12 protein-coding genes are annotated in these 16,527 nt (G+C 70.3%); 8 read left to right on the forward strand and 4 right to left on the reverse strand.

Features of this window, described 5'->3' with window-relative positions; genetic code table 11:
- Positions 1 to 163: 163 nt before the first annotated feature.
- The 4 genes from H2Q94_RS26805 to H2Q94_RS26820 all read left to right on the forward strand — a co-directional run bounded on the left by H2Q94_RS26805 (position 164) and on the right by H2Q94_RS26820 (position 5,365).
- Positions 164 to 1,558: a class II fumarate hydratase gene (locus tag H2Q94_RS26805; protein ID WP_243789929.1), complete on the forward strand. Its 1,395-nt coding sequence runs from the start codon at positions 164 to 166 to the stop codon at positions 1,556 to 1,558.
- Positions 1,559 to 1,713: 155 nt separating this feature from the next.
- Positions 1,714 to 3,255, forward strand: a complete 1,542-nt coding sequence (locus tag H2Q94_RS26810; RefSeq protein ID WP_243789930.1) for an ATP-dependent DNA ligase — start codon at positions 1,714 to 1,716, stop codon at positions 3,253 to 3,255.
- A complete protein-coding gene (locus H2Q94_RS26815; protein ID WP_243789931.1) occupies positions 3,252 to 3,677 on the forward strand; it encodes a DUF4288 domain-containing protein in 426 nt (141 codons plus the stop codon). Before H2Q94_RS26810 ends, H2Q94_RS26815 begins: the two co-directional genes overlap by 4 nt.
- Before the next feature lie 248 nt (positions 3,678 to 3,925).
- Entirely contained in the window at positions 3,926 to 5,365 is a 1,440-nt protein-coding gene (locus tag H2Q94_RS26820) for a GuaB1 family IMP dehydrogenase-related protein (RefSeq protein ID WP_243789932.1), read from the forward strand.
- Between the two features lie 313 nt (positions 5,366 to 5,678).
- On the opposite strand, the gene H2Q94_RS26825 is transcribed toward H2Q94_RS26820, so the two are convergent.
- Together H2Q94_RS26825 and H2Q94_RS26830 are read right to left on the reverse strand one after the other, a co-directional pair.
- Positions 5,679 to 6,917: a PhoH family protein gene (locus tag H2Q94_RS26825; protein ID WP_243795921.1), complete on the reverse strand. Its 1,239-nt coding sequence runs from the start codon at positions 6,915 to 6,917 to the stop codon at positions 5,679 to 5,681.
- Positions 6,918 to 7,557: 640 nt separating this feature from the next.
- Positions 7,558 to 8,805 (reverse strand): DUF885 domain-containing protein, encoded by a 1,248-nt coding sequence (locus tag H2Q94_RS26830; protein WP_243789933.1) that lies wholly within the window; start codon positions 8,803 to 8,805, stop codon positions 7,558 to 7,560.
- Between the two features lie 307 nt (positions 8,806 to 9,112).
- Between H2Q94_RS26830 and H2Q94_RS26835 the strand changes: the two genes are divergently transcribed.
- Both H2Q94_RS26835 and H2Q94_RS26840 read left to right on the forward strand, forming a co-directional pair.
- Positions 9,113 to 9,361 (forward strand): hypothetical protein, encoded by a 249-nt coding sequence (locus H2Q94_RS26835; protein ID WP_184476792.1) that lies wholly within the window; start codon positions 9,113 to 9,115, stop codon positions 9,359 to 9,361.
- Between the two features lie 259 nt (positions 9,362 to 9,620).
- On the forward strand, positions 9,621 to 9,869 hold the full coding sequence (locus tag H2Q94_RS26840; RefSeq protein WP_243789934.1) for a hypothetical protein: 249 nt from the start codon (positions 9,621 to 9,623) through the stop codon (positions 9,867 to 9,869).
- 164 nt (positions 9,870 to 10,033) lie between these two features.
- Here H2Q94_RS26840 and H2Q94_RS26845 read toward each other — a convergent pair whose 3' ends face one another.
- Positions 10,034 to 10,810: an isoprenyl transferase gene (locus tag H2Q94_RS26845; protein WP_243789935.1), complete on the reverse strand. Its 777-nt coding sequence runs from the start codon at positions 10,808 to 10,810 to the stop codon at positions 10,034 to 10,036.
- Between the two features lie 201 nt (positions 10,811 to 11,011).
- On the opposite strand from H2Q94_RS26845, the gene trhA reads away from it, so the two are divergent.
- Entirely contained in the window at positions 11,012 to 11,638 is a 627-nt protein-coding gene (gene trhA / locus H2Q94_RS26850; protein WP_243789936.1) for a PAQR family membrane homeostasis protein TrhA, read from the forward strand.
- A gap of 52 nt (positions 11,639 to 11,690) precedes the next feature.
- Here trhA and H2Q94_RS26855 read toward each other — a convergent pair whose 3' ends face one another.
- Positions 11,691 to 13,706, reverse strand: coding sequence for a thioredoxin domain-containing protein (locus H2Q94_RS26855; protein WP_243789937.1), 2,016 nt, complete (start codon positions 13,704 to 13,706; stop codon positions 11,691 to 11,693).
- Positions 13,707 to 13,926: 220 nt separating this feature from the next.
- Between H2Q94_RS26855 and H2Q94_RS26860 the strand changes: the two genes are divergently transcribed.
- Positions 13,927 to 16,524, forward strand: coding sequence for an FtsK/SpoIIIE domain-containing protein (locus tag H2Q94_RS26860; protein WP_243789938.1), 2,598 nt, complete (start codon positions 13,927 to 13,929; stop codon positions 16,522 to 16,524).
- Positions 16,525 to 16,527: the final 3 nt, after the last annotated feature.

Raw genomic sequence — 16,527 nt, forward strand, 5'->3', positions numbered from 1 at the left:
ACATCCGAGCCTAGCCCTCACCGCCACCCCACGTCGCCGTCCGCGCGACGCCGACGATCTCGGTCACCTCAATCGGTCCAGCACCGGGATCACACGTACCGCCGGCCGGGAAGTGGGGCGGCCCATACTGACCGCAACGGCCGTACCGGAGGACACTTCGGTCATGGCAGAACAGGACTACCGGATCGAACACGACACGATGGGCGAGGTCAGGGTCCCCGCCGACGCCCTGTACCGCGCGCAGACCCAGCGCGCCGTGGAGAACTTCCCGATCTCCGGCCGCGGTCTCGAACGCGCCCAGATCCGCGCCCTCGGCCTCCTCAAGGCCGCCACCGCACGGGTCAACGGCAAGCTCGGCATCCTCGACGCCGACATGGCCGAGGCCGTCGCCGCCGCGGCCGACGAGGTCGCCGAAGGCCACTACGACGAGCACTTCCCGATCGACGTCTTCCAGACCGGCTCGGGCACGTCCTCGAACATGAACGCCAACGAGGTCATCGCGACCCTCGCCACCCGCAAGCTCGGCCGCGACGTGCACCCGAACGACCACGTCAACGCCTCGCAGTCGTCGAACGACACGTTCCCCACGACGATCCACGTCGCCGCCACCGAAGCCGTGCTCAGCGACGTCGTCCCCGCTTTGGAACACCTGGCCGGAGTCGTCGAAGGCCGTGCCGCCGAGTGGACCGAGGTCGTCAAGTCCGGGCGCACCCATCTGATGGACGCCGTCCCGATCACCCTGGCGCAGGAAGCGGGCGCGTGGGCCTCGCAGGTCCGCTTCGGCGTGGAGCGGCTGCGCTCCGGCCTGAGCCGGCTCGGTGAACTGCCCATCGGCGGCACCGCCGTCGGTTCGGGCCTGAACGCGCCGGAAGGCTTCGGCAAGGCCGTCGCGGAAGAACTCGCCCGCGTCACCGGGCTGCCGCTGACCGAGGCGCGCGACCACTTCGAGGCGCAAGCCACCCAGGACGGCGTGGTGGAGACCTCCGGTCACCTCCGCACCGTCGCGGTGAGCCTGAACAAGATCGCCAACGACGTGCGCTGGCTGGGCTCCGGTCCGCGCACCGGGCTGGCGGAGCTGGCGCTGCCGGACCTGCAGCCGGGCTCGTCGATCATGCCCGGCAAGGTGAACCCGGTGATCCCGGAGGCCACGCTGCAGGTCGTCGCCCAGGTCATCGGCAACGACGCCGCCGTCGCCTTCGCGGGCGCGCAGGGCAACTTCCAGCTCAACGTGAACCTGCCGGTGATCGCGCGCAACGTGCTGGAATCCGCGCGGCTGCTGGCGGCGGTGTCCCGGCTGCTCGCCGACAAGGTCTTCGCCGAGGTCACGGCCAACACCGAGCGCGCCCGCGAATACGCGGAAGGCTCACCGTCGATCGTGACGCCGCTGAACCGCTTCATCGGCTACGAGGAGGCCGCTTCGATCGCGAAGCAGGCCCTCAAGGAACGCCGCACCATCCGGGAGGTCGTGCTCGAACGCGGCCACGTCGACTCGGGCAAGCTCACCCTGGAGCAGCTCGACACCGCCCTCGACGTGCTGGGCATGGCCCGAGCGAAGTGAGCCGGAAAAGGCCGTGCGCCCCGCTGTTCGGCGAGGCGCACGGCCGATCCGGAGCACCCCCAGCGGTTCCGGATCACGACTGAGACGCCCCGGCCCGCCCCCGCGGTTCCGCCGATCTTGAGCGAGTTGTCGGTGACCGCGCGCACCATGGGCGCATGGTGTCGCTGAACGCGGTCGTGGCCGCATCCGCCGAGGTCGCGGCCACCCGCGCCCGCAACGCCAAGGTGACCGCGATCGCCGAGCTGCTCACCGGCCTCGGCACGGCGGAGGTGCGGCCCGCGACCGCGCTGCTCGCCGGCGAACTACCGGGCGGCCGGGCCGGTGTGGGCTGGTCGACGTTGTCCGCGCTCGACGTCGACCCCGCCGCGATCCCCTCGCTCACCGTGCTGGACGTCGACGCGGCGATCGACGAGCTGCGCGGCATCACCGGCGCCGGTTCAGGGCGACGGCGAGCTGCCGCATTGCACTACCTGCTCGGCAAGGCCACCGGCGCGGAGCAGGAATTCCTGATCCGGCTGCTCGGCGGCGAGCTGCGGCAGGGGGCGCTGGAAGGCGTGATGCTCGAAGCCGTCGCCCGAGCCGCCGAGGTGCCCGCCGCGTCGGTGCGCCGCGCGTTCATGCTCTCCGGCAGGCTGCCCGCCACCGCGGAGGCCGCGTTGCTGGGCGGTTCGGCCGCGCTCGACGCGTTCCACCTCGAAGTCGGCAGGCCGCTGCGACCGATGCTCGCCTCCCCCGCCGACACGCTCGACGCGGCGTTGGCCGAGCTCGGCGCCTGCGTCGTCGAGTACAAGCTCGACGGAGCGCGCATCCAGGTGCACCGAGCCGGTGACCAGGTGCACGTCTACACCCGCACGCTGCGGGACATCACCCGGCAGGTCCCGGAGATCGTCGCCCTCGCCCAAGGGCTGACCTGCGATTCCGTGGTGCTCGACGGTGAAACTCTGGCGCTCACCGACTCGGGGCGTCCGCGCCCGTTCCAGCAGACGATGGCCCGCTTCGGCGCACGCGGCCCGCGCGACGAGGTGCTGCGGCCGTACTTTTTCGACTGCCTGCACCTGGACGGAACGGACCTGGTCGACGAGCCGCTGCACCGGCGGCTCGACGCGCTCGCCCGAGTCGCGCCGGAGCATCGGATTCCCGGTGTGCGTCCCGGCGCGGGCACCGAGGCGGCGGCACTGCTGGACGAGGCGCTCGACGCGGGCCACGAGGGCGTCGTGGTGAAGGCACTCGACTCGCCGTACGCGGCGGGGCGGCGCGGCCGCACCTGGCGCAAGATCAAACCCTCGCACACGCTCGACCTGGTGGTGCTCGCCGCCGAATGGGGGCACGGGCGGCGCAGCGGCCGGCTGTCGAACCTGTACCTCGGTGCCCGCGATCCCGACGGCGGACCGCCGATCATGGTCGGCAAGACGTTCAAAGGCCTCACCGACGAACTCCTGACCTGGCAGACCGCCGAATTCCCCCGCCACGAGACGCACCGCGACGACTCGACCGTCCACCTCGCCCCGGACCTGGTCGTGGAGATCGAACTCGACGGGGTGCAGGTCAGCACCCGCTATCCCGGTGCGGTCGCGCTGCGCTTCGCCCGCGTGCTCCGCTACCGCCCGGACAAGGACGCGGCCACCGCGGACACCATCGAGGCGGTGCGGGCCATGCTTCCCGGCGGCGCCGCGCGGGATGAGAAAGTGGAACCATGACCACACCAGGCGACGACGAGCAGGTCGGCTCCATCGACATCGGTTCGGGCAGCATCGACCCGCGCGATTTCCAGCCCAGCGCCACCTCCGCCAAGGCCGAGTTCTACGTCGCGCTGATGCTCATCGAGATCTCCTCCGAGTCCGCCACCGAACCCCAGCTCTACGAAGAGTCCTTCGTGCTGGTCAAGGCCGAGTCGGACGAGGAGGCGAAGGAGAAGGCCGTCTCGTACGGCAAGCAGCAGGCGGCGAGCTACCCCAACGAGGACGGCGAACTGATCACCTGGAAGTTCAAGGAGCTCATCGAGGTCAAGCAGGTCGAGGACGCCACCTTCGACGACGGCTCCGAGCTCTACAGCCGCTTCTTCCGCAACTACACCGCCTACCGCTCCTTCGAACCCATCCTCAGCGGCGAAGAAATCTGAACATCGGCAACGCTTTTCGAGCGGCTAACGCAGAGGCCCGGGTCCCGCCTCCGGCGGGGGTCCCGGCTTACTTCCACGCACCTCGGTGCGCAGCTACCACCCGAGCCAGCGACGCCTCAACACCGTTCGCCACCGCCAGGCGCCACACGTCCGGATGATCTATGGCCTGTTCCGGCTCCTCTCCAGCCGGTGGTCGTCCCCGGTGAATCACGCCGTTTCGTCCTGCCCGGCACGTATCGTGGACGACTGTGCAGTTCTTGAACGGGCAGCAGCCCACCACCGACCTGACCTATGACGACGTGTTCCTGGCGCCGCGCCGCTCCGGCGTCGAGTCCCGGTTCGACGTCGACCTCTCGACCTCCGACGGATCGGGCACGACGTTGCCCGTGGTGGTCGCGAACATGACGGCCGTCGCCGGGCGGCGGATGGCCGAGACCATGGCTCGTCGTGGCGGGCTCGTGGTGCTGCCGCAGGACGTCGCACCCGGTGCCGTCGGCGAGATCGTCTCGTGGGTGAAGGAGCGGCACCCCGTCTGGGACACGCCGCTGGTGCTGCGCCCGGACGACGCGGTCGCCGACGTGCTCAACCTGCTGCCGAAGCGTTCGCACGGCGCGGTGGTGGTCGTCGACGACGATCGGCGACCGGTCGGCGTGGTGGACGAGGCCGCCTGCGCGGGAGTGGATCGGTTCGCCCGGATCGGCGAGGTCGCCGACCACCACCCGGTGGTGCTGGCGCTGGAGACCAAGCCGCGCGAGGTCTTCGAGCAGCTCGACCGCCAGGGCAGGCAGGTCGCGCTCGCCGTCGACGCCGAAGGCAGGCTCGCCGGGATCCTCACCCAGCGCGGTTCGCTGCGTGCGGAGATCTACGCGCCCGCCCTGGACGATGCGGGCAAACTGCGAGTCGCCGCGGCGGTCGGCGTGAACGGGGACGTGCCCGGCAAGGCGGCCGCGCTGCTCGCCGCAGGCGTGGACACGCTCGTCGTGGACACCGCGCACGGCCACCAGGAAAAGATGATCAACGCGCTCCGCTCGGTGCGGGCGCTGGACCCGACGGTTCCGGTGGTCGCGGGCAACGTGGTCACCGCCGAGGGCGTGCGCGACCTCGCCGAAGCCGGCGCCGACGTGATCAAGGTCGGAGTCGGTCCGGGCGCCATGTGCACCACCCGGATGATGACCGGCGTGGGCCGCCCGCAGTTCTCCGCCGTCGCCGAATGTTCCGCCGCGGCCCGGGAACTCGGCAAGCACGTGTGGGCCGACGGCGGCGTGCGGCACCCGCGGGACGTGGCGCTGGCGCTGGCCGCCGGAGCCTCCTCGGTGATGGTGGGCTCGTGGTTCGCGGGCACCCACGAATCACCGGGCGACCTGCTGCGCGACGAGCACGGTAGGGCCTACAAGGAGTCCTTCGGCATGGCCTCCAAGCGCGCCGTCGGTGCCCGGACCCGCACCGACAGCGCCTTCGACCAGGCGCGCAAGGCGCTGTACGAGGAAGGCATCTCCAGTTCCCGGATGAAGGTCGACCCGAAGCGCCCCGGCGTCGAGGATCTGCTGGACGAGATCAGCTCCGGCCTGCGCTCCTCCTGCACCTACGCGGGAGCGCGCACCTTGGCCGAGTTCCACGAGCGGGCACTGGTCGGCATCCAATCCGCCGCCGGCTTCGCGGAAGGACGCCCGCTGCCCACCGGCTGGTGAATCCCCGCACCTGAAGACACGAAGGCCTCCAAGATGAGGGGCTCGCCGTCGGCCCGCCGGTGATCCCGCACGTTTCGGCGTGCACCAAGGTTCGTCGTCCTTGTCATGTCAGCGGTAAGCCGATGAGCAGTGACCACCTGAGACACCGGACCACCGGCGGGTTCTCAGCGGCCTTCTCGCGAGGGCGGCAGCCCGGACCCAGATTTCGCCGAGCAGCGGTGCTACTCGAGAAATGGGTCCCGCAGCGAGAAGGCCGCTGAGGTTCCGCTACCGGACACCTACGCAGAACAAGGACAGGTTCCGCGTCCCGCGATCAGGGCGTGAATTCCCCTTCCAGCATCTCCGTCACCAGCGCCGCCACCGGCGAACGCTCCGAGCGGGTGAGCGTGATGTGCGCGAACAGCGGATGCCCCTTGAGCTTCTCGATCACCGCCGCCACCCCGTCGTGCCGCCCGACGCGCAGGTTGTCCCGCTGCGCCACGTCGTGGGTCAGCACCACGCGGGAGTTCGCGCCGAGCCGGGACAGCACCGTGAGCAGCACGTTGCGCTCCAGCGACTGGGCCTCGTCCACGATCACGAACGAGTCGTGCAGCGACCGGCCCCGGATGTGGGTCAGCGGCAGCACCTCCAGCATGCCGCGCTCGGTGACCTCTTCGAGCACGTTCTCACTGGCCAACGCGCCCAAGGTGTCGAACACCGCCTGCGCCCAGGGCTGCATCTTCTCGTTCTCGCTGCCCGGCAGGTAGCCCAGTTCCTGGCCGCCGACGGCGTACACCGGCCGGAACACCACGACCTTGCGGTGCTGCTGGCGTTCCAGCACGGCCTCCAGCCCCGCGCACAGCGCCAGCGCCGACTTGCCGGTACCGGCCCGGCCACCGAGCGACACGATCCCGACGTCCTGGTCGAGCAGCAGGTCCAGCGCGATGCGCTGCTCGGCGGAACGGCCGTGCAGGCCGAACGCCTCGCGGTCGCCGCGCACCAGCTTCACCTGCTTGTCCGCGGTGACCCTGCCCAGTGCGCTCTGGGTTCCGGCCAGCAGCCGCAACCCGGTGTTCGCGGGCAGGTCCTTGGCATCGTCGAGGTCGGCCTCGCCCTCCTTGAACAGCACGTCCACCGACTCCGGCGGCACGTCGAGGTCGGCCATCCCGTTCCAGCCCGTGGAGATCACGTCCTGAGCCCGGTACTCGTCGGCCTCCAACGCGACCGACGCCGCCTTCACCCGCAACGGCATGTCCTTGGTCACCAGCGTGACCAGGTGCCCGTCCGCGGCGAGGTTCAGCGAACACGCCAAGATCCGGGCGTCGTTGGAGTCGGTGCGGAAACCTGGTGGCAGCACCTGTGGATCGGAGTGGTTGAGCTCGACGTGCAACGTGCCGCCGAGCTCGCCGATCTCTACCGGCGCGTCCAGACGGCCGTGCTCGATTCGCAGTTCATCAAGACCGCGCAGGGCCTCGCGGGCGAACCAGCCGAGCTCGGGGTGCTGCCGCTTCGCCTCAAGTTCGCTGATCACGACCAGCGGGAGCACCACGCGGTGCTCGGCGAAGCGGGTCATCGCCCACGGATCGGACAGCAGCACCGAGGTGTCGAGCACGTACGTGCGGACCTCCGTTTGAGCTGCGACGCCTGCGGAAACCTCGGCCTGAGCCGGGTGTTCCGCTGCGGCCTGGGAACGTCGTGTGGTCACGGCTACTCCCTCGCGGGCGTGGGGCACACGCCCGCTCGTCGGCGGGCCGGGCCTGCCCCTGCCTGGCCTGGCCGGACCGGCAGGCGGTCCGGCGCAGCCGCTGAGGCCGCGCACCGGCCCCGAGCGACCACGGAGGACGGTGATACCGTCCGATCCAGCCAACAGCCACGGTCAGGGCCTCCCCGGACGGGCCATTTACGCGTCGACCCGTCACTTCGGACGCTACCTTCGTGATTCCGTTCTGGGCAGGCGACCACACAGGTGATTCGCCAGAACGTCAGACGGGTGTCATGTACGCACCGGGTTCAGTGCACCCGGATGCCACCCGGTGATCATCCGCGGCGTGCCGAGAGGCATTGAAAACCCTGGTCAAAGCCTGATTCTCACGATGTGGCTCCGGCGCGGCGACGGCGCCGAGGAACCACCCGAACGTACGCACGTGCCGTGATCAATACAGCGTCCACTTTGGTCTGTTCGAGTGAACAACCGGACCTTTCGGGCGTTTCGGCTACCTGGCGGAACCCGCTGATCGGCGCAACGCCCCTGCGCCCGGTGGCCCCATCTCGCCGTTCGTCGACGAAACGCCGCCGAGAGCCGCCGGTGTCCACGGCTCGTCGAGCAGCCGCCCCGGCTCCTCTCCCGACACGATCCGCCCGCGCACCAGCTCCGCCCCCTCTGCATAGGTGACGCTGTAGAGCCGCCAGCGCGGATCGGCGATGAACCGCACGAACGCCCGAGCCCGCGCCGTCGGCAAGCACGCCCACCGGACCAGATGAGCCACCACCTCGTCCTCGCTCGCCCCCTCCTCGTGCAGCAGCAACGCCGCGTCGAGCCGGACCCGGCGCAACCCGGACAGCGCGTCGTGCACCCGTTCCGCGAGCTCGCCGTCGAAGGTGATGCCGGCACCCGCCAGCACCTCTGACGCCCAGCTCCCCCAACCCGGCCCCACCGCGATGCGCAGGCCGAGGTCCGCGAGCCCCTCAGCGAGCAGCGACTGCGGCGTGTCCCGCAAGGCGATGCGGTGCTCATGCCACCCGCGCTCGTCAACGAGCAGCCGTTCCTTCCGGCAGTGTTCCGCGTGGTGACCGGGATAGGACTCGTGCGCGATCAACGCCGGGAGATTCCCCGCCCACGGAGCGCGGTCCACGTCGATCGCCACCAGAGACCGGAACTCACCGCGGTACCGGTGCAGCGCGGCCCACGGGCGGGCGCGCACGTAGCGGTAGCCGACGTGCTCCTGCGCGGGCAGCCCCGGCCGCGCTCGCACCCGCGCGCGCAGTGCCGCCGAGATGGCCCGGACACCGCGCGGCACCAGGTCCGGCGGCACCCGCTCCCGCTCGGACAACCGGGCGAGCCGCTCAGCCGGATCACCGGAGCCGGGCAGGACGTCGGCCAGTTCCGCGTGCGCGCGGCGATAGCGCTCCGGGTCTCCGCGCTCCGGGCGGACCTGGAAGCAGCCCACGGCTTCGTCTCGGAACGACATCGGCCGCCCGGCGAGCTTCCCGCCGTGGCATTCCAGCGCGGCGAGCTGCGCGTCGAGGAACCGCGCACGCGCCACCGGCAGCCCGCACTCCGGCAGCTCGGCACGCAGCAGAACGGCCTGCGCCACGAGCTCATCAGGAGTTGAGACCGACTCACGCGCGACGCCGCGACACAGCCGCGGATCGGCGGTGCAGGACAGCAGGATTCCTTCGCCGAGCCGGCCGAAGCGCAACCCCAGCCGCAGGTATTCGCGCACCAGCTCCGAGGGACCCACATCAGGACACTACGACCGCGCGAGCAGCGGCGGAACCCGCCGGACACCATTCCGCGGAACCCCGAGAGCGAACCGGAATCAGTGAATGATATGCGCGCGATCCTTTACTCATCAGTAGCCGAGAACCAACGGCGCGACCCGAACTTGAGAGCAAAATTGATAGACCACACGATGGTGTTAACCAGCTGTGCTTCAACCTTCAGGAATGGTTAGGTTTTTTTCGCGGCCGCCTCCCTGGGCGAACTTCCGGGGTGCTCGTGAACGAGGGACCGCGACCGCAACACCCGAAACAACAAGGAGCATCCAAGTGCTGAAGAAGGCAGTGATCGTCGCCGGTGCGGCGGCGGGTCTGATGGCGCTGGCACCGATCGCCAACGCGGACAGCGCGGACAACGACGGCGTCAACCTGCTGAACGACAACAACCTCAGCGTGCTGCCCGTCCAGGCCTGCGGGAACAACGTCGCCGTGCTCGGCGCCGTCGTCCCGATCCTGTCGCCGCAGACCAGCGACTGCACCAACGCCCCGGTGGTCGACCACCCTTCCGCCAAGGGCTGAGCAGCCTCTAGCTTCGGTCGCCGGAAACCCACCTGGAGCGGTTCGCGAGAGACGATCTCATTTCGCTTCACGTGTGTCGAATGCGACGGATTTCTAATTTCGAGGTAGTGTCACCATCGACCGGAACCACTTCGATGATTCGAGTGGAATTCCTTCTCCGGTGACATCTCGATCGCCCTGAATCGGTAACCGTGCGCGCACATGGGTAATGGTGCCGCTTCAGGGCATCCCGCGGCAATACACAAGGAGAGTGAACGCAATGCTGAAGAAGGCAGTGATCGTCGGCGGCGCGGCGGCTGGCCTGATGGCCCTCGCCCCGATCGCCAACGCGGACAGCGCCGACAACGACGGCGTCAACGTGCTCAACGACAACAACATCAGCGCGGTGCCGGTGCAGCTGTGCGGGAACAACGTCGCCGTCCTCGGCGTCGTCGCCCCGATCCTGTCGCCGCAGACCAGCGACTGCGTCAACGCCCCGGTGGTCGACCACCCCTCGGCCAAGGGCTGACACACTCGGCGCTCGTGTGGATGCAGAAAAAGGCCAGGTCCTTCGGGACCTGGCCTTTTTGCCGTGCCGCGGCTCTTTGCCGTGCCGGGGAGGGTGTCCGATCCCGGCCCGGGGCCACGGTCGCCGCCACGAGCCCGACATGGCCCGCAGCGGCCGTCGAACGATCAGCCGCCGTAGCGGCGGTGCCTCGCCGAATACTCGCGCAGCGCGCGCAGGAAGTCGACGCGCCGGAACGCGGGCCAGTAGGCCTCGCAGAACCAGAACTCCGAGTGCGCCGACTGCCACAGCATGAAACCGGACAGCCGCTGCTCACCGGAAGTGCGGATCAGCAGATCCGGGTCCGGCTGGCCGGAGGTGTAGAGGTGCTCGGAGATGTGGTCCACGGTGAGGAACTCCGCGAGCTCCTCGATGGTGGTGCCCGCCTCCGCGTGCTGCTGCAGGAGCTTGCGCACCGCGTCGGCGATCTCCTGCCGTCCGCCGTAACCGGCGGCGACGTTGACCTGCATGCCGGTGCGCCCTTCAGTGCGCAGCGCGGCCGCCGACAGCCGGGCGGCCGTCTCGGTGGGCAACATGTCCAGCGCACCGACGATGCGCACCCGCCACGGGTTGCTCGCGTCGGTGAGTTCGTCGACCACCCCGGCGATGATCTCCAGCAGAGCGTCGAGTTCCGCGCTGGAGCGGTTGAGGTTGTCGGTCGACAGCAGCCACAACGTGACCACCTCGACCTTGGCCTCCTGGCACCAGCCGAGCAGCTCGCTGATCTTGCGCGCACCCGCGCGATGGCCGTGCGCGATGTCGAGCCCGGCTTCCTTCGCCCAACGGCGATTCCCGTCGAGGATGACGCCCACATGTCGCGGCGACCTGGCACCTCTGAGCTGACGGCGCAGCCGCCGCTGGTACACGTCGTAGATGAGTTCCCGCAAACGAACCTTGAGCGCCACGCTCCCTGAGACTACGCGCGCCCCTGTCCAGCCCCGACGGTCCCTCCGCCGAATGCGGACGGTGACGGCCGAAAAGCCGCGGCGGACCTGCAACGGACATCACCGCCATCAGGGGAAGGCGGACAACCTACGGTCCCGTAATCTTGTGGTGTGACTAGCGCCCCGACAGCTCGACGCGCCTCCTCCACCATCAAGCCGAGGATGCGTGGCTGGATCCATCTCTGGTCCCTGGTCGCCGCCGTCGCATCGGGCGCGACGCTGATCTCGCTCGCCGCGGCCACCGTGGGTGCCGCCGCCGCGCTCGGGACCTCGATCTACGTGGCCACGGTGCTCGGCCTGTTCGGGGTCAGCGCGCTCTACCACCGCAAGACCTGGAATTCGGTGGACGCGCGGACCTGGATGCGCCGCCTGGACCACTCGATGATCTTCCTGTTCATCGCGGGCACGTACACGCCGTTCGCGATGCTGGCGATGCAACCCACCACCGGCGCGGTCGTGCTGGCCGTGGTGTGGGGCGGCGCGCTCGGCGGTGTGGTCCTGAAGCTCGCGTGGCCGAACGGGCCGCGCTGGGTGGGCGTGCCGGTGTACCTCGCGTTGGGCTGGGTGGCCGTGTTCGTGCTGCCCGAGCTGCTGTCGAACGCGGGTGTCGCGGCGTTCGTGCTGCTCATCGTCGGTGGCGTGCTCTACTCGCTGGGCGCGATCTGCTACGCGAGCCGGTGGCCGGACCCGTGGCCGAAGACCTTCGGGTACCACGAGTTCTTCCACGCGGCGGTGACCGTGGCGGCGATCTGCCACCACGTCTCCATCTGGCTGGCCCTCTACGCCTGATCTTCGGCGATGAAGTACCCGCCCGCCGAGCGCGGCAGGCGGGTACCAACGATCAGCGAGCCAGCGCGGACACCAGGTCGTCGGCCGAAGTCACCGGCCGGTCGCAGACGTAACCGCGGCAGACGTACGCGGCGGTGAGCCCGTCGACGAGGCCGCGTCCGGCCAGCAGCGGCACCGCGTCCGCTTCCGGCGGCCCCGCCACCGCGACCGCGCCGCCCGGCGCGTGCCGACGTGCGACGGCCAGCAGTTCGGATCGTTGCGCGTCCTGCTCGCCGGCTACGGCGATCTGCACGGGACCGTGCGCCAACGCCTCGGCCGCCGCCAGCCAGTGCCCCGCGAAACGCGGCGCACGCTGCCCCAACAGGCCCGCGCGGGACACCGCCTGCTCGGCAGCCGCGCGATAACGGGTGGCTCGATCCGGACCGGCCAGCGCCGCGGCCGCGAGCAGCGCGGCGGCGGTGGCCGAGGCACCGGACGGGCTGGCGTTGTCCGTCGGATCCGAGGGACGGCGCACCAGCGCCTCCGCGTCGGCGGCGGTGTCGTAGAAGACGCCGGGGTTCTCGTGATCGGCGAACTTGTCCAACGCGGTGTCGAGCAGTTCGCACGCCGTGTCCAGCCAGCGCCGTTCGGCGGTGGCCTGGTGCAGCGCGAGCAACCCCTCCGCGAGGCACCCGTGGTCCTCCAGGACTCCGGCCGCGTGGCCCACGACGCCGTCCCGGGAACTCCGGCGCACCCGGCCGTCGACGATGTGCCGCTCGACGAGCAGCTCGGCGGCGCGGCGGGCGTCGGTGATCCACTGCGGTTCGTCCAGGACCGCGGACGCTTCGACCAGCGCGGTCAGCGCCATGCCGTTCCACGCCGTGACCACCTTGTCGTCGATCCCCGGCTGCGGCCTGCGGGCGCGGGCGTTCGCGAGGATCTCGCGGATGCGCTGCCACCGCGCCGAATCGTCGGGGTCCTGGTGGAGCTGGAGCGTGGAGGCGCCGTGCTCGAAGGTGCCGTCCGGGGTGACGTTGAGCAGCTCCGCGGCCCACTCCGCGTCCGGCTCGCCCAGCACCTCGTGGAGCTCCTCGGGCGTCCAGACGTAGGTGAGCCCCTCCACGCCTTCGGTGTCGGCGTCGAGAGAGGCCGCGAAGCCGCCCTCGGCGGTGCGCAGGTCCCGCAGCAGGAACTCCGCGGTCTCGCGGGTCACCCGCCGCGCCAGCTCCGCCGAGGCGGTGTCCAGCCGCGCCAGGTGGGCGTAAGCGCGCAGCAGCAATGCGTTGTCGTAGAGCATCTTCTCGAAGTGCGGCACGACCCATTCGGCGTCGACGCTGTAGCGCGCGAAACCACCCGCGAGCTGGTCGTAGAGGCCGCCGCGGGCCATCGCCTCGCAGGTCCGTTCGGCGATGCGCAGCGCCTCGGCCGAGCCGGTGCGTTCGTGGTGGCGCAGCAGGAACTCCACGACCATCGACGGCGGGAACTTCGGCGCACCGCCGAATCCGGCGTTCGCCGCGTCGAACTCGGTGCCCAGCCGGGACACCGCCGACGCCAGCACCTCATCATCCACACTGGACTCGGGCAGCGCCGGTCCTTGCCCGGCGAGCTGCTCGACCACCCGCGTCGCGGCCGCCCGCACCTCCGCTCCGCGCTCGGACCACGCACTGGCCACGGCATCCAGCAGCTGCGGGAACGACGGCATCCCGTGCAGCGGTTTCGGCGGGTAGTAGGTGCCGCAGTGGAACGGTTCCCCGTCCGGCGTGAGGAAGCACGTCATCGGCCAACCGCCCTGCCCGGTCATGGCCTGGGTGGCTTCCATGTACACCGAGTCGACGTCGGGCCGCTCCTCCCGGTCGACCTTGATGTTCACGAAATGCTCGTTCATGACCGCCGCGATGTCGGCGTTCTCGAAGGACTCGTGCGCCATCACGTGGCACCAGTGGCAAGCGGCGTAACCGACCGACAGCAGCACCGGCACGTCCCGGCGGCGGGCTTCCTCGAACGCCTCCGGTGACCACGGCCACCACTGCACGGGATTGTCCGCGTGCTGCAGCAGGTAAGGGCTGGTCGCGTCTGCAAGCCGGTTCATACCGCAACCCTCCCACCCCACAGTGATCACCGCACCCATCCGGGCGGCCCTGGACTTGTTCGTCCTTGGTGGCCGGGTAGCCGCGGTGTCCTGTGCGGTAGCGGAACCTCGAGCGGCAGGCTTTCCGGTCCTCGGGCCGGTTCTGAAACGCCCTGCCAGGCGGCGGTGATCGGCTAACGTGCGGCTCGAAGTTGATCGATGGTCGGCAGGAGAACGCACGATGCAGCCAGGGAATCTGCCTCGGCCGGGGTGGACCGCTCCCCGTCCGCCGACGCCGAACCGGGGACCGCAGCGGCCGCCCGCTCCGGAACAGGCCGAAGCGACGCAGATCGTGCGCGTCCCCCCGGCCAGGCCCGCCGGGCCGCCGGACGTGTTCGAGCTGCTGGGTGTGAGCGACCCCGGGGCGATCGACGTCGACACGACTTGGCGGCCGCGTGACGCGAAGGACGCCCACCGCACGCCGCTGGGTGTCGGGCCGGACGGCACGATCACGTGGCTGGCGCTCCGCGGCTCCACCGGTTTCGTGATCGGCGGCGGCACCCCCGAACAGCGATCCGAGGTATTGCGCACCGTGCTGATCGGACTCGCGGTCCGGCTGTCGCCGAGCTCCGTGCAGTTCGCCTGCCTGTCCGCCACCGGGTCACTCGACGGAATCGAGCATCTGCCGCAGACGAACCTGCTGGAGAAACCGGACGAGACCCGCCTGAACCGAGTGCTGGGAGCACTGGACGCAGAGCTGGGCGATCGAGCGGACCGGTTGCGCGACGCCGGGTTCAGGACCTGTCTGACTTACGAACAGGCCAGGCAGGACGGCGTGGATCTGCCCCCGATGCCGTTGCTCGTGCTCGCCGTGGAGGACGCCTCCGAACTGGCGTCCGCGCACCCGATTTTCGCCGACCGCCTGAGGAGCCTGGGCCGCTCGGCACGCATGACCGGGGTCGTACCGGTGTGCACCGCAGCCGAACCGTTCAACCCGGTGCTGTCCCCGCTGGTCCTGCGCACCGCGTCCGCCGACGAGTCACGCCGCTGGCTCGGCCTGCCGGGCGCGGAGGCGCTGGCGTCCGGAGAAGCGCTGCTGCTCTCCCGCGAGCACGACGAGCCGCACCGGTTCCGCACCGCCTCCTCCGCACTCCCCCACAGCGACCTCCTGACGAGGTGGGACATCGCCACGCGCAAGATCAACGGCTTGGGGAAGCCGCTCATGCTCCCGCCCGTCCCGGCGGCGAGCCTGGCCGATCACCTGCCACCCCCTGAGCTGACCGCGGACCGAGGACTGCGCTTCCCCGACCTCGACGGCACCTCCGCGTTCGCACCGATCATCGGCACCATCGACCTGATCAACCGGTACGAACCGTTGCGTCTCGACCTGACCGAACAGCCCCACGCTGCGATCGTCGGGAGGCCGAACAGCGGGAAGTCGACGGCCGTCCAGACCTTCCTGCTCAGCTCGGCGCTCATCCGCTCCGCGCATGAGGTGCGGTTCCACTGCCTCGACTTCGGCGGCGGGAAGCTCGCGGTCCTGGACGACCTGCCGCACACGCGGGTCGTCACCGGCGGCTACGACGACGGCCGCGTCGCCCGCGCTACGCGGGAACTGGTGGACCTGATGCTGTCGCGGGAACGGCTGTTCGCCCGGAGCGGGATCGAATCGATCGACGACTTCGACGTGGAGGCGCCGGGCGCGCGGCACCACGTGCTCGTCGTGGACGGGTGGCCTGAGCTGGCTCACCATCCGGAAGCGGGGGCACGCGTGCTGCGGCTGGCCCGGCGCGGTGGGGCGTACGGAATCCACGTCGTGATCACCGCGCACCGGTGGGACGACCTGCCCAGGGAACTTCGCGATCTGCTCGGGCACCGGGTCGAACTGGCCCTCGCGGCACCGGAGGACTCGTGGTTCTCACGGGCGCTCGCCGCGGAGATCACGCATCCCGGAGACGCGCTGGTGCGGAACGGACGCTGCAAGATCGCCAGGCCCGAGCTGGACGTGGTTTCGCCATCCGAGCTGGTCCAGCGGATCTCCTCGGCCTGGCCGCACCCTCGCCCCCCACGGCTGGGACGGCCGCCCGAGCTGGTTCGCTTCGAGGAGTTGCCCGCGGCGTCGGCGAAGCTCGGCCTCCCGCTCGGCGTCGACGACGGCGCAGAGCCGGTCTCGGTCGACCTCATCGGCGATCGCTCGCCGCATCTGCTCATCACCGGTGGCCACGGAGCGGGCAAGAGCACCGCGCTGCGGGTGCTGATCAAGGGCATCACCGCGGCTTACGAGCCCAGCGAAGCGATGATCATGATCGTGGATCTGGAGCGCGCCCACCACTCGGACCTCACCGGCTCCCACACGCTCGCGTCGAACCGCACCAACGAGGAGTTCGGACGAGACCTCCCAGACGCATTGCAGGCACTGCGCAAACGGCTCCCGGCGAAGAGCGTGACACCACGGCAGCGGCACGATCGCTCCTGGTGGAAGGGGCCGGAGCTGTTCGTGATCATCGACGACTACGAGCAGCTCTGGAAGAGCTCCACCGGATCCTTCGTCGAGTTCGCGCACCAAGCCCACGAGATCGGGCTGCACCTCATCATCGCGACCGGATCGAACCGGCCGGACCTGCTGCTGAGCACGCTCGTGGCCGCCGGCGCGCAGCAGCTGGTGCTCGGCCCCGCCGACGAGGACGCCCCGTGGATGAGCGACCCGGCGTGGCCGAAGCCCGAGCGACCGGGCGAAGCGGTCCACGCCGAGCTTCCGCGCGGCTGCGTGAACGGGCCGCTGCGGGTGGCGTGGGTGCCCGACCCGCTCGCGCCCGATGCCGGGTCCGGCGACGGCTGAGGC

The sequence above is a fragment of the Saccharopolyspora gloriosae genome (genome assembly GCF_022828475.1).
In the GTDB taxonomy this organism is placed as follows: Bacteria; Actinomycetota; Actinomycetes; order Mycobacteriales; family Pseudonocardiaceae; genus Saccharopolyspora_C; species Saccharopolyspora_C gloriosae_A.